Here is an 18,775-nt window from a genome sequence, read left to right on the forward strand (position 1 = left end):
AGGACGTATACGTAGTAGGCGGCTTGCATGTGTTTTTTTATATTTATTTAAAACGATGTTATTCAATATAAAAAGCTGGAAGGTTTTCAATTAAGAAAATCTTCCAGCTTTTTTACGCTGTGTATATAAAATAACAGATTATTTAGGTGGAATTACGTTATTAAATATTATAGCTTGGTTCATTTACTATATCTAATTCTACATTTCGAACTAAATTGAAACCTTCGATGCTATATAAGCTGTTAATTACATCTTCATTAACAGGGTGGTCAATAGATAGTACCATTAGAGCATTACCACCTTGATTTGTACGGCCTAAGTGCATAGAAGCGATATTAATATTATATTCACCTAAGATTTGTCCTGTATGTCCAACAATGCCTGGTTTGTCTGTATGGTTAACAACAAGTTGATATTGTTCAGGTTTAAAGTCTACAGGATAGTCATTGATACGTACAATTCTTGGACCATAGCCATTAAGTACAGTGGCACCGATAGTAATCTTAGTATCTTTATTGATTAAAGTTAACTCAATATAGTTACTAAAGCCACGGTGTTTTGTATTTTTTTCGATGTTATAAGAAACGCCTTGCTCATTAAGAAGCACTAATGCATTGATAAGGTTTACGCGTTCGCCAAGATCTTGGCGTAACACACCAGAAACCAGTGTTCTCGTTAATAAACTTGTGTCATCAAGTGCAATATCACCTTCATATTTAATTTGGAGTTCACGTGGTGCTTTTTCAAGTAATTGAATACCAACTTCACCTGTTAATTTTGTTAATTCGATATAAGGTTTTAACTCGTCGTTAATTTCGCTATAAGTCATTTTCGGAGCATTAATTGCGTTTAAGACATTACCATTTTCAAATATATCAATAATTTCATTAGCGACAGAAACCGCTACTTTTTCTTGTGCTTCAACTGTAGAGGCACCCAAGTGTGGGGTAACAATCACTTTGTCATGCTTAACAAGTGGTGATTCAGTTGCTGGTTCTGTTTCAAACACATCGATAGCAGCTGTCTGAATTTGATTATTGTCTAATGCTTTTAGTAATGCTTCTTCATCAATAATACCGCCACGTGCTACGTTAATAATTTGTAATGTAGGCTTAGCTTTTTCAAAAAATGCTTCTCCAACAATGCCTTTCGTTTTAGGTGTTAATGGGGTATGAACAGTTACAAAGTCAGCTTGTTCAGCAATTTCTTCTACCGTTGCACGCGTTACGTTTAATTCTTTTGCTTTATCTTCAGATAAATAAGGGTCAAAAGCTAAAATATGCATACCGAAACTTTGTGCACGTTTCGCAACGCCTAAACCAATTCTACCTGCACCAATAACGCCAAGTGTTTTATTATAAAGTTCTGTTCCTCTAAATGTTTTACGATCCCATCTACCATCTTTTAATGATAGGTGAGCTTGAGGAATGTTACGTGCCATTGATAAAATCATGGCCATAGAATGTTCAGTCGCAGAAATCGTATTGCCATCTGGCGCATTAATAACGATGACACCATGTTTTGTAGCAGCATCTACGTCAATGTTATCAACACCTACACCGGCTCTAGCGATAACTTTTAAGTTAGGCGCAGCTGCGATAATATCAGCAGTAACTTGTGTTTGACTTCTAACGATTAAACCTTCGAAATCCACAATTTTTTCAATTAATTCGCTTTCATTTAATTCTGTATTTGTTTCAATTTCAAAGTCTTTATGGTCAAACAAACTTTTTAAACCTTCAGGTGAAATTGGATCAGAGACTAAAATTTTATACATATGCTTTTACGACCTCCATGTATTGTGTAATTGCTTTACCAATATAAGATTCATTTCTAAATTCTGATAATAAAATTTCTAAAGCAGAAACTACTTGTAAAATATCAAATGGTGAAATTTGTCCCATATGACCAATACGCAATATTTCTCCTTTAAGGTGACCTTGACCGCCAGCGATTGTGATAGAGAAACGATCTTTAAGTTCTTTTTTGATGAAATTTAATTCATCTTTAGATTTAGGTATTAAAGCTGTAACAGTAGGTGAGGCAAACTCATCTTTAACAAGTAAGTCTAAGTCTAAAGCCTTAAGTGCTTCTCTTAAACCATCTCGTATTGCATAGTGACGTGCAATAACTTGTTCAAAGCCTTCTTCTTCAACTAACTTAGCATAAGCATTTACACCTCTGAATAATGAAACATTTGGGGTAAAAGGTGTTGAATGATCAGCTAATGATTTTAAATATTTGTTTAAGTCTAAATAGAATCGTGGTGTAGTCACTTGACTAAAGCGTTCTTTAGCACGATCATTGTATGCTACGAATGCTAAGCCTGGGGGTAACATGATTGCTTTTTGACTACCAGAAATAAGGACGTCTATTTGATCACGTTGTAAGTCAACGTCGACCGCACCGATACAACTTACACCATCGACAACAAAATAAATTGATTCGTCATATGTTTTAAGAGCGTGGCCTAATTCATTAATTGGATGAACAACAGCCGTTGATGTTTCACAATATTGACTATAAACAGCTGTTACAGTTGTATTTAGAGATTTTAAGAAATCGATGAAATCAGGGACATTTACAGCTTCTCCCCATTCAACTTCAAAAATATGTACATTATCATAATATGTTTCTGCTATTTGTTTAAAACGATTACCAAAAGCACCTGATACGATGATAACAATATCATCTTCAGGATTAGCTATATTTAACATGCTAGCTTCTAAAGAGCTTGTACCACTTGATGTTAATATCATTACATCATTTTGTGCGCCGAATATTGGTTTAAGTGCACGAAACGCTTCTTCAGCAATTGTTTCAAAATCACTTGATCGATGACCGACCATTGGTTCTTGTGTAGCGTGTAAAATTTGTTCTGGTACAGGTGTAGGTCCTGGTGTTAATAACAAAGGATGATAATATTTCATTTTGTAATTCCCCCATTGAGTAAGATTGTATAAGTTTAGCAAATTTTCAGACAATATAAAAGTGCAAAAGTTACAACTTATTGAAAATGAACACTATAAACCAGCAAATGTAAGGGCATACATCGTTATAGTGTCCACTTTTTAATAAGTATAAAAAATTTTTTAAAATTATTTTAAAATTGGTTCGATTTTTACAGAAACGTTACCTTTAATTGAATTTGAAATCATACAATTGTTATCTGCAACTTTTAATAATTTTTCTATTTTTCTGGATAGCATATCTTTTTGATTTTTTGAAACATATATTTCAGGATAGTGAGTGATTCTATCCATTCGGAATTTTGACTGTTCAAATATAGCTGTACCAATAGAAGATTGTTGTATTTCAATATCTGTAAATCCAGCGCGTTCTAATACCGCAGCTAGTGAAATTATATAACAAGATGATGCAGCTGAAACGAGTAATTCGTCAGGATTTGTCCCTGTCCCATTGCCCCCTAAACCAGCAGGAATAGAAATTTGCTCGTTTAATATATCACCTTTAAGCTGTCCTACTGATTCACGGCCTTCTGTCCAATGTGTACTGACTTTAAATTCATGTTGAACCATAACAATTGACCTCCAATTTATTTGTGATAACTTAAGTTTAGACGAACGTAAGAAATAAAGAAAGAGAGGCGAATTACTTCATGACCATGAATTATCTTAATGATAATATTACACTTATAGCACATCGTGGTATGGCCACAAATTATCCAGAAAATACATTAGTTGCTTTTGTAGCTGCACTTTCAAACAACATTGATATATTAGAAATAGATATTCACAGAACTTCAGATGATTATCTTGTGGTTATACACGATGATACAATTGATCGAACTTCTAATGGAAAGGGGAAAATAAAGTCTTCAACATTGGCTACTTTGCAAGCATATGATTATGGTTCGTGGAAAGATGATGTATTTTCCGAACAAACGTTAATGACATTGGATGAAGTACTCGCATTAATAAAAGAGCATCCTCAAAAATTATTAATTGAAATAAAAAAACCACAACAATATCCTGGAATAGAACAGGATATTATAGATAAATTAATAGTTTGGAACATACCGAAAGACAAGGTGATTTTACAATCTTTTGATCAAAAAAGCATTAGGAAAATTTATGATATGAACGTTGGGTATCAACTAGGTGTATTAATAAGTAAAAGGAAATATTGGTATAAATTACCTGATTTTAAGCAAATCGCTACATATGCAGATTATGTAAATCCACATTTTTCTTTGGTTAATCAAAAATTTATAACTGCTGCACATAATTATCAATTAAGTGTTATGCCTTATACAGTAAATAATTACTTTGAAGCAATGGCACTAATTAAATTAGGGGTAGATGGTATTATTTCAGATAATCCTCATACGATTTTAAATAAAAATTTAAGCACTTAATAAAAGCTTAGAAACCGCATCAGGTGTTTCTAAGCTTTTAAATGCTATATTCAAAATTGTTTAGTGTATGAGACTAAGGTTCAAGTTGAGACAAATCATTATCATGTTGGTTGACCCAATGCTTTTTGAGTAAACCCATAACATAGCAGTCGTTAAATTCACCCCGTGCATAAAAATGTTCCTGCAAAGTACCTTCAATAATAAAATTTTGGCCCTTATAAATATGTACGGCTTTTTCATTATTTACATCTACAAATAAATATATTTTATTGAGATTAAGTACAAGAAAAGCATAATCAATGGCCATTTTAAATGCAGTTTTTGCATACCCTTTGCCACCAAATTGCGAATCTATGATGATTTGTATTTCGCAATTACTATGTATAAAGTTAATCTCTACTAATTCTACGACGCCAATGCGTGTTTGCTCAGTCTCTATTATGAAACGGCGTTCAGATTCATCGTGTAGGTGTTTTTTATAAAGAGATTGAAGTTCGCTAAGTGACTGATAAGGTTCTTCAAACCAATACGACATTATAGAATATTCGTTGTTTAAGTGATGTACAAAATCTAAATCAGTTTCTTCTAAAGCTCTAATAATCAAAGTTAACACTCCTTTATCTTTATATTTAGGATACGCAATTATATTATAAAAGTAAAATGCAGTGAGCTATGAAGCGGCGGTAAAATATTCATAAAATAAGCATTAACGTTGGAAGTCTATGAATAACTGATTTGTAATAGGGGAGAATGCAATAAAAAACCAAGTACACCTTGTGAAAGGTATACTTGTTTTGAAGACATAATGCTTATCTTGAGTAGTACTCAACGATAAGTTGTTCATTAATTTCAGCAGGTAATTCACTACGTTCTGGAACGCGGATATATTTACCTTTTAAGTTGTCAGCATCAAATTCTAAGTACTCTGGTACAAAGTTATTGATTTCAACAGATTCAGCAATGATATCTAATTTTAAAGATTTCTCGCGAACTGTAATTTCTTGACCAGGTTTTAAAGTATATGATGGAATGTCTACACGTTTACCATCAACTTCAACGTGACCATGGTTAACTAATTGACGCGCTTGACGGCGAGTACGAGCTAAACCTAATGAATATACAACTGCATCTAAACGAGCAGCTAATAATTGCATGAAGCTTTCACCATGTACACCATGTTGGTTACCAGCAATTTCAAATGTGTTACGGAATTGTCTTTCAGTCATTCCGTATAAATAACGTAATTTTTGTTTCTCACGTAATTGTAATGCATATTCTGATAATTTTTTACGTTGGTTAGGACCGTGTTGGCCTGGAGCGTAAGGACGCTTCTCTAATTCTTTACCAGTACCACTTAATGAGATACCTAAACGACGTGATTTTTTCCAGTTCGAACCTCTGAATCGAGCCATAATAAGACTCCTCCTTTTTCTTTTTTGTTGTTATGAAAAAACAAAAAAGAGTGTTGTATGCTTAATTGGATATATTGTTTTATGTGTCCTCGCCTTTTAGCAACGGTTACACGGCACGTCCGCGTTGGGAACAACATAGAGCCAACTAATATACAACTGCTAATTTCGTTTATTCACACAAAGACCATTGTAACATGATATTGCAATGTGTCAACAGTATATATAATGATTGTTGTAAAAAGTGCCTTTGAGCCCAGTTATTTTATTTGCTGCTCAATAATGTTTACAATTTCTTCTAAGGCATGTTGATCGTTGTTTGAAAAGCGACCAATGATAGGTGCGTCGATATCAAGTACACCAATAATGTCACCGTTTCTGTGAAGTGGAACTACAATTTCTGATTTACTATTAGCATCACATGCAATATGTCCAGGGAACGCGTGCACATCTTCCACGAGTTGTGTTGTATTTTCTGCAACAGCAGTACCACAGACACCTTTGCCAATAGCGATATGAACACATGCGGGATGTCCTTGGAAAGGTCCTAGTATCAATTCATCATTTTCTTTTAAATAAAAGCCTACCCAATTAATTTGATCTAATGAATCATTTAATAATGCGGAGACGTTACTAAGAATAGCGATTAGATTTGATTCGTCTTCAATTAAACTAGCAACTTGCTTTTGTAATAAATTATAATTTGTTTCTTTTATCTCTGACATTTAAAAAACCTCACTTTTTACTTTTCATTTAGTATAAAGACTGTTTTAATAGTAATCAATCAAATGATTTGTAAGGGCTTTTTAAAGTAATGATGCTATACATATAATATATATAGTTAGATTTATTACGAGAATAAAAATATTCTTATCAATTCGTTCATTTTCTATTTTAATGAATAGGTGAATTACGTTATAATGAATAGTGATAAAATAGGAGGAGAAAACTTATGGCATTGTATATCATTTTAGCGATTATTGTCATTATACTGATTATAGTCGGTGTATTATTCTATATGCGTTCAAATAAAAGCCAAATGATAGAAAAGGCTGAAGAACGAAAATCAGAAGTTGAAAAATTACCGTACGACGAGAGTTTATCTCAATTATCTGATTTTACTTTAACAGGCGAAACTAAATCAACATACGATAAACTTAAACAATCGTCATTAGATAGTAAAGAACAATATTTAGCACCTGTTGAAGAAAAGATTCATAATGCAGAGGGTCTACTATACAAATTCAAATTTTCGCAAGCTGAAACTGAAATTGATGAAGCACACGAACTGATGGATAAATATGAAGAGAATTATAAAACTTTGACTACTGATGTAGAAAAGATTAAAGGCCTACATAATGAAAACGATAAATTTTACAACGAATGTAAAAATAATTATCGTGAAATGAAACGTGATGTCCTGGCAAACAGACATCAATTTGGTGAAGCTGCTGAACCACTAGAGCAAGAAATCGAATCATTTGTTCCAGAAATGGAAAATTATGAAGCATATAAAGAAGAGGGTAACTTTAATCAAGCACATGAACATATCAAAGTTTTACATGAAGATATGAACTTCTTGAAAAAAGATATGTCAGAAATCCCTGATTTAATTAAAGAAGCACAAAAAGAGTTGCCAGGTCAATTCCAAGACTTGAAATACGGTTGTAGAGATTTGAAAGTCGAAGGTTACGATTTAGATCATGTTAAAATAGATAGTACTTTGCAAACATTAAAGACCGAACTTAGCTTTGTAGAACCTATGATAAGTAGATTAGAATTAGATGAAGCTAATGATAAATTAAATAGTATCAACGACCGTCTTGATGAAATGTATGAACTCATCGAGCATGAAGTTAAAGCGAAAAACGACGTAGAAGAAACTAAAGAAGTGATTACAGACAATTTATTTAGAGCAAAAGAAATGAATTATACATTACAAACTGAAATTGAATATGTACGTGAGAATTATTATATTAATGAAAGCGACGTGCAAAATGTAAGGCAGTTTGAAAATGAAATTCAAAATTTAATTACTGTTTATGATGACATTTTAAAAGAGATGGCTAAAACTGCAGTTCGATATAGTGAAGTTCAAGATAATCTCAAATATATTGAAGAACATGTGGCAGTCATTAATGATAAGCAAGAAAAATTACAAAATCACTTAATTCAACTTCGAGAAGATGAAGCTGAAGCTGAAGAAAATATTTTACGAATCCAAAGTAAGAAAGAAGAAGTATATAGAAAATTATTGGCTTCTAATTTACCTAGTGTTCCGGAACGATTTATTATTATGAAAAATGAAATCGACTATGAAGTACGTGAAGTGAATAAGAAGTTTAGCGTACGCCCAATTCATGTTAAACAATTAAAAGACAAAGTATCAAAAGTTGTTTTGCAAATGAATAAATTTGAAGACGAAGCGACTGATGTACTCGTCAATGCAGTTTATGCTGAGAAACTTATTGAATACGGAAATCGCTATCGTAAAGAAAGTTCAAATATAGATAAAAGTCTTAACGAAGCTGAACGATTATTTAAAAATAATAGATATAAACGTTCAATTGAAATTTCTGAACAAGCTTTGGAAAGTGTAGAACCTGGAATTACAAAACAAATCGAATCTCAAGTTACAGCTTAACCAAATATTGGGGTTCTAAATAGTAAATATAAGACACGAAATGATATTATTATTTCGTGTCTTTTCTTTTCTATAAAAGCGAGTATAATGCTTAAAGGTAAGTATTAAAAAACTGTGCTATTAAATATAAATCGACCATAGTGTCTCATTGATTCTATATGTTAATATAAAAAGGAGTGGAAAACGTGATATATCTTGATAATGCTGCAACTACAAAGCCTAACCAAGACGTGTTAGATACGTATCTCAAAGTAAATCAATCATTATATTTCAATCCAAATAGTCCGCATCAGGCTGGTTTGCAAGCAGACCAATTATTACAACAAACTAAATCACAAATAAATGATATCTTAAACTTAAATCAAGCTTTTGATATCGTCTTTACAAGTGGGGCCACAGAATCTAATAATATTGCTTTAAAAGGTATTGCCTATAAGAAAAAAGCATTTGCTGATGAAATTATTACTTCTGTGCTTGAACACCCTTCTGTATTAGAAGTTGTTCGTTCATTGGAATTAGAAGGTTTTAAAGTGAAATACGTTGATGTGACAAAGGAAGGGAAAGTTGATTTAAACCATTTAGCCAATTTAATGACAGATAGTGTAGGGTTAGTGACATGTATGCACGTAAACAACGTCATGGGACAAGTACAACCTATTAGCGAAGTGGCTGAAATTGTACATCAATTCCCTAAAGCACATTTGCATGTTGATGCAGTGCAAGCCATTGGTAAAATACCATTGATATTTGAAGGTGTTGATTCCATGAGCTTAAGTGGACATAAATTCCATGGTCTAAAAGGACAAGGTGTATTATTTGTTCGTAACATCCATCAAATACAACCTACGATTCATGGTGGAGGTCAAGAATTTGGTGTGAGAAGCGGAACAGTGAATTTACCTATGGATATCGCTATCGTAAAAGCAATGAAGACCTCTGTACAAAACACGTCTGAGCTAAATAAAACTTTACATCAATTCAATAAAGATATACGTGATTATTTATCGCGTTTTCAAGGTGTTCAAATACATTCACCACAAGGTTCAGCGCCACATATACTTAATGTTGGTTTGCCAGGTGTTAAAGGTGAAGTGTTAGTTAATGCATTTTCAAAACATGATATTATGTTATCGACGACAAGCGCATGTTCCTCTAAAAAAGCAAGCTTAAATGAAGTGTTGCTAGCAATGGATATACCAGTGAAACAAATCGAAGGCAGTATCCGCATATCCATGGGTAGTCATACTACGCATGAGCATATTGAAATATTTAAAGATAAGTTTAATAAAGTATATGAAGAAGTAAGGGAGTTGTTAAGATGATTTATGATCACCTACTAGTAAGATACGGTGAATTAACGTTAAAAGGTGCAAATCGTAAAATGTTTGTGAATCAATTACGATCAAATGTTAAACGTTCATTAATGCCACTACAAGGTTACAAAGTAAAGGCAAATAGAGATAGAATGTACATTGAGTTAGACGAAGGGGCAGACATAGACGAAATGTGTCATAGACTGAAACAAGTTTTTGGTATTTATTCTATTAGTCCTGTATTAAAAATAGAAAAAACAATAGATGCAGCTAAAGCTCAAGCAGTTGAATTTGCAAAAGATTATGCAGAAGGCGACACGTTTAAAATTGATGTTAAGCGCTCTGATAAAAATTTCCCTTATGATACTTATCAATTACAAAGAGAAATTGGGGGAGCTGTCTTAAGTGAAGTGGAACATCTTTCTGTAGACGTACATCATCCTAATCATAATATCAAAGTGGAAGTTCGTTTAGATGCGATTTATGTTTATGATAAAGTGATTAATGGTGCTGGCGGCTTACCAGTTGGTACAGGTGGTAAAACGTTACTTATGTTATCAGGTGGCATTGACTCACCAGTAGCGGGTATGGAAGTGATGCGTAGAGGTGTTACAATTGAAGCGATTCATTTTCATAGTCCACCGTTTACAAGTGAAAAAGCCAAAGAAAAAGTGATTGAATTAACACGTATTTTATCATCTCATGTAGGGCCGATTAAATTGCATATCGTGCCGTTTACGAATTTACAGAAGCAAATCAATAAAGTTGTTCATGAACGTTATACAATGACTTCTACACGACGAATGATGATGCGCGTAGCTGATCAATTTGTTCATCAAATTGACGCACATGCTATTGTAAATGGTGAGAATTTAGGGCAAGTAGCGAGTCAAACACTGAAAAGTATGTATGCGATTAATCACGTTACTTCTACGCCGGTATTACGTCCTTTATTAACCTTTGATAAAGAAGAAATAGTAAAAAAAGCAAAAGCTATAGGCACATTTGATGTATCTATTCAGCCATATGAAGATTGTTGTACAATCTTCACACCCAAAAATCCAGTCACTGAACCTAATTTTGAAAAAGTTGAAAAATATGAAAATGTCTATGACTTTGATGAATTAATCCAAGAAGCGGTAGACGGCATAGAAACATTAACGATTTCAAAAGATTATCAGAGTGAAAAAGATACAGCCACGCAAGCTTTAGCTGATGATTTATTTTAAAAGAACTATAAATTAAAATCATGTATTTGATTGAACTTGTGGATCTATACAGCTTTATTAATTTAAAATAATCTTAATAAAGGACATGGTTGAAATAGAAAAGGGTGACGTGATGTTAGAGTGGGATACTTCAATAGTGATTATTGTCATATTACTTGGGTTTCTGGCTGCATTTATTGATGCAGTCGTCGGTGGAGGTGGATTGATATCTATTCCAGCACTATTAGCAGTAGGTATGTCGCCATCAATGGCATTAGGAACTAATAAATTAGCGAGTGCGTTCGGTTCTATGACCAGCGCATTTCGCTTTCTGAGATCTGGTAATGTCGATTTAAAACTTGTGGGTAAATTATTTCCATTTATCTTTTTAATGGCAATAGGTGGTGCGAGTATTGCGACATTTTTACCATCACAATTATTAAAACCGGTAGTAATCGTAGTATTAACATTAGTCATGATTTATACATTAATAAAAAAAGACTGGGGCAGTGTACGTACATTTTCTAAATTATCGATTGGAAAAGCAATATTATTTATTGCTTTAATGTGCTTAATAGGATTTTATGACGGTTTCCTTGGTGGAGGCACTGGTTCATTCATGCTTTTTGTATTACTAATGTTTGGTTTTGATTTTCTTGGTGCGGCAGGTAATGCAAAGGTGTTAAATTTCGCATCTAATTTAGGTGCACTAATATTATTTATCTTTTTACATCAAGTAGACTATTTTTATGGTTTAATAATGGCGGCAAGTATGATTTGTGGTTCATACGTAGGTGCAATGTTTGCGATTAAAAAAGGTGTGGGTTATGTCAAAACATTATTTATAGTTGTTACAGCAATATTGATATTAAAAAATACATATGACTATGTCATGCAATTAATATGAAAATTATGATATAATGCTATACATTTTAAAGACAAGCCAATTAGATTTTTAAAATCTAATTGGCTTTTTAATTTATTTATAAATAAGTCAGGTTTAATAGTGGAATATAGATTTGTGCTTATTTTATATTAAATATCTGTAAATATATACACAACATAAATAATTATGTTTAAATTAATATGATCATACATTTAAATTTAAGTCTTGGGAGTGTTTACAAATGTCAAAGAAAAGAATAGTTGCGATTATCATAGCAGTGGTAATTGTATTAGGTGGAATTGTGATTAGTTCTATCTCATCCGTGGTGTCCTCACTATTTAGTGATACATCCTCTTCAAAAATAGATCCGTTTACTGAAACGATTGAACAAGAAGGTGATTCTAATAAACGCATAGCGCATTTAACGTTAAATGGAGAAATCACTGAGGGTTCAGGTGGCGGCATGTTTGAAAGTAGTGGGTATAACCATGAAGCATTTTTAAAGCAATTAGAAAATGTGGAAAAAGATGACACGGTCAAAGGCATGTTGTTATCGGTAAATACGCCTGGCGGAGGATCATACCCGAGCGACGAAATTTATAAAAAAATTAAAGAAATCAAGAAACAAGGTAAAGAAGTTTATGTACATATGGGAAGTATGGCTGCTTCAGGTGGATATTATATTTCTGCACCTGCAGATAAAATTTATGCTGGCCCTCAGTCTTTGACGGGCTCTATTGGCGTTATCATGTCTAATGTAGATTATTCTGGCTTGCAAAAGAAATTAGGTATTAAAGAAAATGTGATCAAATCAGGGGAACATAAAGATATTTTAAGTAGTTCTAGAGCAATGACGGATGACGAAAGAGACATTTTACAATCTGCATTAAATGATAGTTTCAATCGCTTCGTTACAATAGTGAAAGATGGCAGAAACATGCCAGAAAGTAAAGTTAGAAAATTAGCTGATGGCCGGATTTATAGTGCGCAACAAGCTGAAAAAAATGGTCTGATTGATGAAATTGGTTATGAAGATAAGACATTAAAAGCATTGAAAAATGATATTCATTCAAAAAATGCAGAAGTCTTTGAATATAGTGAAGAAGGTGGTTTATTCTCTTCTATATTTAAAACGAAAACAAATTTAACTCATTTTACGAATGAATTTAAAAGTTTAAAATCAGTAATAAATAATGATACAAAGACACGACCAATGTATCTTTATGAAGGTTAGGTGGAAGTATGGAGAATTTAAAAAATGAGCCGTTACAAAATTCAGAAAAAGATATTATTACTGAACGTTCAGAGACTGAGGCCATGTACCATAATCAATTGGTAAAGGCGCTTTATGCAGGCTTTGGTATAAGATTCTGTAGTTTTATTATAGATTTACTGATTGTCTTTGGTATTCACAGCATAATATTAAAACCAATCTATGCTTTGACACATATAGATACGGTTAAGTTATGGATTGATTATTTTAGTGTTGGTCATCTGTTAGACGCGATCGTCTTTTACCTGTATTTTGTATTGTTAACTAAATATTTCAAACAAACCATTGGAAAAATGATATGTAACATTAGAGTAGAACGTATAGATAGACAGTCATTAACATGGGGCGATGTATTATTTAGAGAATGGATAGGGCGTATAATTAGTGGTGTCTTTGGTAATTTACCATACCTAGTAACTATATTTACGAATAAACACAGAGGGATTCATGATTATTTCGCTGGAACTGTCGTAATTAAAAATAAATTAGAAGATTTGTTCTATTTAAAGTAATTCAACACATTTTCAAGTAAGAAAGTTTTAAAAAATGAGCTTAAACAGTTATAATGAACGATGTAAGCACTTAATATAGGAGGCGTTCACATGGCGCAAATTACATTTAAACAAGAACCAGTTACATTATTAGGATCGCAAGTAAAAGAAGGAGAAACAGCTCCAGATTTTACAGTGTTAGACAATGATTTAAATCAAGTTAATTTATCAACTTATGATGGTCAAAAGAAATTAATTAGTGTTGTGCCATCTATAGATACAGGTGTATGTGATCAACAAACACGTAAATTTAACGAAGAAGCAGCACAAGAAGAAGGTGTTGTATTAACTGTTTCTGCTGACTTACCATTTGCACAAAAAAGATGGTGTGCATCAAATGGTTTAGACAACGTAATCACTTTAAGTGACCACAAAGACCTTTCATTTGGAGGCAATTACGGTGTGGTTATGGAAGAATTACGTTTATTAGCACGTTCAGTGTTTGTTTTAGATAAAAATAATAAAGTAGTTTATACTGAAATTGTTTCAGAAGGAACTGATTTCCCAGATTTTGAAGCTGCTTTAGAAGCTTATCGCAATATTTAATTTGAATATATGTTCGATTGATAAACTTGTCACTTCGATGAATTATAGTGAAACAATCAAACAGTATCATTGACATTATAAAGTATACTGTCCATAATTATTTGGTAATGTAAGTTAGAGAGAGCTAACTTAATTTCAAACGTATTATGGACAGTTTTTTTAGAAAGGACTATTAGATGACACAAGAAGAAACAGTAATGGAGAAGTTATTTAAAACACTCGATGAAAAAGCAAAAGCTTTAAATGAAGATAATGGACAAAGTTTTATTGAAAACTTAGGTTTAGCAATGGAGCATGTTTATACAAGTGAAAGAGATTTGCTAGAACAAGCTACACTACAAGATAGAAGAAAAGCATTTCAATTTTCCTACTTAAGTTTACTACAACAAGAAGAAATTCAAGCCAATCATCAAATTACACCAGATTCAATCGGTTTAATTTTAGGGTTTCTTGTAAAACGTTTCTTGAAAGATAAAGAAGAGTTGCATATTGCTGATATGGCTAGTGGTGCAGGACACCTTAGTGCCTCAGTACACGAAGTACTATCAGAACAAAAGATTATGCATCATCTCGTAGAGGTAGATCCAGTACTTTCAAGAGTAAGTGTTCATTTAGCTAACTTTTTAGAAATACCTTTTGATGTTTACCCTCAAGATGCAATTATGCCATTACCTTTTGAAGATGCAGAGGTAGTAGTTGGTGATTTGCCAATTGGTTATTACCCAGTTGATGAAAGAAGTCAACAAATGGCATTAGGTTTTGAAGAAGGGCATAGTTTTTCACACTTTTTATTGATTGAACAAGCTGTTACAGCATTGAAAAAATCTGGTTATGCATTCTTAGTGGTACCTAGTAACATATTTGAAGGTTCAAATGTGAAACAGTTACAAAATTTCATTGCTACAGAAACAGAAATGCAGGCATTTTTAAATTTACCTTCTACACTTTTCAAAAATGAAAAAGCGCGTAAATCAATACTAGTATTACAGAAAAAAGAAACTAATGTAACTAAGCCAGTTGAAGTATTATTGGCAAATATTCCAGATTTCAAAAGTCCGCAACAATTCCAAGGTTTTTTACAAGATTTAAATACATGGATGGATCAAAATCATCCACAAAATTAAACTGTAATATTCTTGAATTCGTACTGTATTAATGATTAAATAGATATGGATATTAAAACTTAATTAAAAATGGAGGCATTAGGCTTATGTCAAAATTAATTTTGGCCATTAACGCTGGTAGTTCATCTTTGAAATTTCAACTTATTGAAATGCCGGAAGAGAAAATTGTTACTAAAGGACTAATTGAACGAATTGGATTGAAGGATTCTATTTTCACTATTGACGTAAATGGAGAGAAAAACACTGAAATAAATGATATTGCAAATCATGAAGATGCTGTAAATATTATGCTTGAAAGCTTTAAAAATCATGGGATTATTGAAAGTATTTATGACATTGATGGTACGGGTCATCGTGTTGTTCATGGTGGAGAATTATTCCCTAACTCTGTTTTTGTTACTGATGAAGTTGAAAAACAAATTGAATCATTAAGCGAGTTGGCTCCATTACACAACCCAGCAAACTTAATGGGTATTCGTGCATTCCGTAAACTATTACCAGATATTCCACATGTGGCTGTCTTTGATACTTCTTTCCATCAAACGATGCCTGAGAAATCTTTCTTATATAGTTTACCTTACCAATATTATGAAGAGTATGGCATTCGTAAATATGGTTTCCATGGTACAAGTCATAAGTATGTGTCACAACGTGCGGCTGAAATCTTAGGTAAACCAGTAGAAGAATTACGTATAATTTCTTGCCATATTGGTAATGGTGCATCTATAGCAGCTATTGATGGCGGGGAATCTGTAGATACTTCTATGGGATTCACACCATTGGCAGGTGTAACAATGGGCACACGTTCAGGTAATATTGACCCTGCATTAATTCCATTTATCATGGAAAAAACAGGTAAAAACGCTGAAGAAGTACTCAATACTTTAAATAAAGAGTCTGGTTTATTAGGTATTTCAGGTACTTCAAGTGATTTAAGAGATATAATCGAAGAAGCTAAAGAAGGTAAAGAAAGAGCGCAATTAGCAGTCGATGTCTTTGCATCTCGTATTCATAAATATATTGGTTCTTATGCTACACGTATGCATGGTGTGGATGTTATTGTCTTCACTGCTGGTGTTGGGGAAAACTCTGATCCGGTAAGAGCAAAAGTACTTGAAGGTTTAGAATTTATGGGTGTTTATTGGGACGCTAAGAAAAATGAATCAATCCATGGCGAGGAAGGCTTTATTAACTATCCTCATTCACCAGTCAAAGTTATTGTAATACCTACGAATGAAGAAGTGATGATAGCACGCGATGTTGTAGATTTTGGAAACGTAAAATAATACGTTCATGAATTAAAAAAGACTTACACATTTTTTACGATGTGTAAGTCTTTTTATATTACAGAGTCTAGTTAATTTTTTTCTGGTACCACTTCGAAAGCTAATAGTTCTGTTTTTTGCGTTTTATTAAAATTATTATCAACTACTAATACTAAACTATCATTTCCGTTTGGAAGTTTTTTACCAAACGTCATACCTTCGATATTATCTACTTTTTCAATGTCATGATGATTTAAATTAGCAATTAATTCTTTTTTTAGTGGTTTGACGTTAGCGTGTTTGAGAGATGCTTTATTTTTTATGTCTGTGCCTTTATTCGTATTTATTTTATAAATACGTACAAAATTTTTGTAGGAACCATCATCGGATTGAACACTTGCACGTTCCAAAGTTAAAAATTCATGGTCGTTTATTGCTAACATTTCTGAAATTCCATTATCTGCAGGTCTGCCTTTGCCAGGCTTCTCTGGTACAGCGTCGAGTGGGTAAGCAAATTCGGATAATGTATTGCCTTGGCGATCGTATTGGGTGATTCTAGATAATGCACCGGATTCAGGTGTTGGTAGTGCGTCATCTTGTATGAGTGGTCCCTCCATTGAAGTCCAAAGGGTTTGTCCATTATTTGAAAATGTACTGCCCTCTAATGCGAAGTTATTGCGAAAGCCTTTCTTTGCGTGATGATCCATTTTAATTGTATTATTAATTGGAATGTCGGTTAAGTAGTTACCATTGGTTGTCGCTAGTCTAATAAATGGGTTTAATGCAAGAGAACGATCTCCTTCGCTTGTATACATAATTTGATTGTGAAGTGGATCGATACGTATCGATTCAGCGTCAACGACCTGACCTGTTTGTTCCTCTTTATATTGTGCTTTATTTGGGTAGGTACTGCCATCTGGTTGTTTAAGTGTATGAACTTTAGTGAATTTGACATTGTTAAATGTGTCATTATTATAATTCAATTTCGCTTCATAAAATCGAGCAGGATTTTGTTCTGATCGATCATCGCTAATTACTAGCCACTTATTATTTTGTGGATTATATGTAATACCTGATAGCCCGCCAATTGTAGTTTCTTTATAGGTTTGATTGTAGGGTATCGTTTTAGTATCTATGAGTTTCATATGATCTACATTATGCGATATAGATTGGTTTTGTGCCAAAGCATTATTAGCATGTAAAGTTAAAGGTGAGACTGAAAATGCTATCAAACCAATAATCAATGATTTATTACATAAATTCATGAATGTTTCATGCTCCTCTCTTTAATAGGGTTGAATTTAATCATAAACGTTGCACATGAAGGGTGTATAAATTTTTAATTAAGGCTTTGTTAAATGTACTAAACAGAGATGGTATGTCGCAGCTATTAAATGAGTTGTTAATATACTGTTATTATTTAAAATTTGAATTTAACACATAAAAACAAACCAAAGACTACTATATAGTTTTTGGTTTGTTTATATTCTATGCATAGTTTTGTAAGAAGATAAGACTTTCTTACAGAGTTAATCTTAATGTGCTTGATATTGTGATCTTAATTTATCTGTCGCTACTTGTGGTTCGAAATCTTCTGGAATCTCCTCAGTACGCACGACTAATACATCACAAGGAGAATGACGTACAATAGCTTCAGAAACTGAGCCAACAATGAATCTTTCTACTGCATTTAAACCAGAAGTACCACACATAATTAAATCTGCGCCAACATCTGTTGCTAGTTTTTTAGGAATAATTGCTTTTGGAGAACCAAATTCTAAGCGTGTTTCAACATTTTTAACACCAGAATTTGTTGCAACTTCTTTGTAGCCTTTCAACAAATCTTCAGAGAAATTCTTAGATTTCTCAGTGAATTGTGCATCGTAAACCTCGTATGAAGAATAAGTTCTGGAATCAATTACGTTGACAACTGTTAGTTGTGCTTCATTACGTTTTGCTACATCTACTGCTTTGTTAAATGCCCATTCCGCTTCATGTGATCCATCTACTGCTATTAAAATATTTTTATAAGTTAGCATCACAATAACCTCCTTATTTTTCTTACTTACATTATATCATTATTGACAGAATATTAACACAATTTATATGTTGTAAAAGTACTCATAACTTTGATTGCGCTTTCATAAAATCCGCGTTACTATAAATTTGGAGGTGGAT

At 32.8% G+C, this 18,775-nt stretch carries 18 protein-coding genes; 10 read left to right on the top strand and 8 right to left on the bottom strand.

Annotated elements, in window-relative coordinates; genetic code table 11:
* Nucleotides 1-160: 160 nt before the first annotated feature.
* The 3 genes from serA to PYW31_RS05730 all read right to left on the bottom strand — a co-directional run bounded on the left by serA (nucleotide 161) and on the right by PYW31_RS05730 (nucleotide 3,539).
* A complete protein-coding gene (gene serA, locus PYW31_RS05720) occupies nucleotides 161-1,777 on the bottom strand; it encodes a phosphoglycerate dehydrogenase (protein WP_046836714.1) in 1,617 nt (538 codons plus the stop codon).
* Nucleotides 1,770-2,930 carry a pyridoxal-phosphate-dependent aminotransferase family protein gene (locus PYW31_RS05725; protein WP_046836713.1) on the bottom strand — a complete coding sequence of 387 codons (1,161 nt, stop codon included), beginning with the start codon at nucleotides 2,928-2,930 and terminating at the stop codon, nucleotides 1,770-1,772. The genes serA and PYW31_RS05725 overlap by 8 nt, the downstream gene beginning before the upstream one ends.
* A gap of 168 nt (nucleotides 2,931-3,098) precedes the next feature.
* A complete protein-coding gene (locus tag PYW31_RS05730) occupies nucleotides 3,099-3,539 on the bottom strand; it encodes an SACOL1771 family peroxiredoxin (protein ID WP_046836712.1) in 441 nt (146 codons plus the stop codon).
* Nucleotides 3,540-3,619: 80 nt separating this feature from the next.
* Between PYW31_RS05730 and PYW31_RS05735 the strand changes: the two genes are divergently transcribed.
* Nucleotides 3,620-4,378 (top strand): glycerophosphodiester phosphodiesterase, encoded by a 759-nt coding sequence (locus PYW31_RS05735; protein WP_046836711.1) that lies wholly within the window; start codon nucleotides 3,620-3,622, stop codon nucleotides 4,376-4,378.
* A gap of 73 nt (nucleotides 4,379-4,451) precedes the next feature.
* Here PYW31_RS05735 and PYW31_RS05740 read toward each other — a convergent pair whose 3' ends face one another.
* The 3 genes from PYW31_RS05740 to PYW31_RS05750 form a co-directional block, all read right to left on the bottom strand.
* Nucleotides 4,452-4,982 (bottom strand): GNAT family N-acetyltransferase, encoded by a 531-nt coding sequence (locus PYW31_RS05740; protein WP_046836710.1) that lies wholly within the window; start codon nucleotides 4,980-4,982, stop codon nucleotides 4,452-4,454.
* Nucleotides 4,983-5,187: 205 nt separating this feature from the next.
* Nucleotides 5,188-5,790 carry a 30S ribosomal protein S4 gene (gene rpsD, locus PYW31_RS05745; RefSeq protein ID WP_046836709.1) on the bottom strand — a complete coding sequence of 201 codons (603 nt, stop codon included), beginning with the start codon at nucleotides 5,788-5,790 and terminating at the stop codon, nucleotides 5,188-5,190.
* A 257-nt stretch (nucleotides 5,791-6,047) separates the two neighbouring features.
* Entirely contained in the window at nucleotides 6,048-6,512 is a 465-nt protein-coding gene (locus tag PYW31_RS05750) for a GAF domain-containing protein (RefSeq protein WP_046836708.1), read from the bottom strand.
* Between the two features lie 227 nt (nucleotides 6,513-6,739).
* Here PYW31_RS05750 and ezrA point away from each other — a divergent pair, with 227 nt between their 5' ends.
* From ezrA to PYW31_RS05795, 9 genes are all read left to right on the top strand, one after another.
* Entirely contained in the window at nucleotides 6,740-8,431 is a 1,692-nt protein-coding gene (gene ezrA, locus PYW31_RS05755; RefSeq protein WP_046836707.1) for a septation ring formation regulator EzrA, read from the top strand.
* Nucleotides 8,432-8,616: 185 nt separating this feature from the next.
* Complete coding sequence (locus PYW31_RS05760) at nucleotides 8,617-9,753, top strand: cysteine desulfurase family protein (RefSeq protein WP_046836706.1); 1,137 nt, start codon at nucleotides 8,617-8,619, stop codon at nucleotides 9,751-9,753.
* Nucleotides 9,750-10,973, top strand: a complete 1,224-nt coding sequence (thiI, locus tag PYW31_RS05765) for a tRNA uracil 4-sulfurtransferase ThiI (protein ID WP_046836705.1) — start codon at nucleotides 9,750-9,752, stop codon at nucleotides 10,971-10,973. The genes PYW31_RS05760 and thiI overlap by 4 nt, the downstream gene beginning before the upstream one ends.
* A gap of 112 nt (nucleotides 10,974-11,085) precedes the next feature.
* Nucleotides 11,086-11,859, top strand: coding sequence for a sulfite exporter TauE/SafE family protein (locus tag PYW31_RS05770; protein ID WP_046836704.1), 774 nt, complete (start codon nucleotides 11,086-11,088; stop codon nucleotides 11,857-11,859).
* A 220-nt stretch (nucleotides 11,860-12,079) separates the two neighbouring features.
* Nucleotides 12,080-13,072, top strand: coding sequence for a signal peptide peptidase SppA (gene sppA / locus PYW31_RS05775; RefSeq protein WP_046836703.1), 993 nt, complete (start codon nucleotides 12,080-12,082; stop codon nucleotides 13,070-13,072).
* A gap of 8 nt (nucleotides 13,073-13,080) precedes the next feature.
* Nucleotides 13,081-13,623 (top strand): RDD family protein, encoded by a 543-nt coding sequence (locus PYW31_RS05780; protein ID WP_046836702.1) that lies wholly within the window; start codon nucleotides 13,081-13,083, stop codon nucleotides 13,621-13,623.
* Between the two features lie 90 nt (nucleotides 13,624-13,713).
* A complete protein-coding gene (gene tpx, locus PYW31_RS05785; RefSeq protein ID WP_046836701.1) occupies nucleotides 13,714-14,208 on the top strand; it encodes a thiol peroxidase in 495 nt (164 codons plus the stop codon).
* Nucleotides 14,209-14,384: 176 nt separating this feature from the next.
* Nucleotides 14,385-15,332, top strand: a complete 948-nt coding sequence (locus tag PYW31_RS05790; protein ID WP_046836700.1) for a class I SAM-dependent methyltransferase — start codon at nucleotides 14,385-14,387, stop codon at nucleotides 15,330-15,332.
* Nucleotides 15,333-15,418: 86 nt separating this feature from the next.
* On the top strand, nucleotides 15,419-16,618 hold the full coding sequence (locus PYW31_RS05795) for an acetate kinase (protein WP_046836699.1): 1,200 nt from the start codon (nucleotides 15,419-15,421) through the stop codon (nucleotides 16,616-16,618).
* Nucleotides 16,619-16,689: 71 nt separating this feature from the next.
* On the opposite strand, the gene PYW31_RS05800 is transcribed toward PYW31_RS05795, so the two are convergent.
* Nucleotides 16,690-17,862, bottom strand: coding sequence for an esterase-like activity of phytase family protein (locus PYW31_RS05800; RefSeq protein ID WP_046836698.1), 1,173 nt, complete (start codon nucleotides 17,860-17,862; stop codon nucleotides 16,690-16,692).
* A 270-nt stretch (nucleotides 17,863-18,132) separates the two neighbouring features.
* Nucleotides 18,133-18,636 carry a universal stress protein gene (locus PYW31_RS05805; RefSeq protein WP_046836697.1) on the bottom strand — a complete coding sequence of 168 codons (504 nt, stop codon included), beginning with the start codon at nucleotides 18,634-18,636 and terminating at the stop codon, nucleotides 18,133-18,135.
* Between the last annotated feature and the right edge of the window lie 139 nt (nucleotides 18,637-18,775).

Source organism: Staphylococcus succinus, assembly GCF_029024945.1.
In the GTDB taxonomy this organism is placed as follows: Bacteria; Bacillota; Bacilli; order Staphylococcales; family Staphylococcaceae; genus Staphylococcus; species Staphylococcus succinus.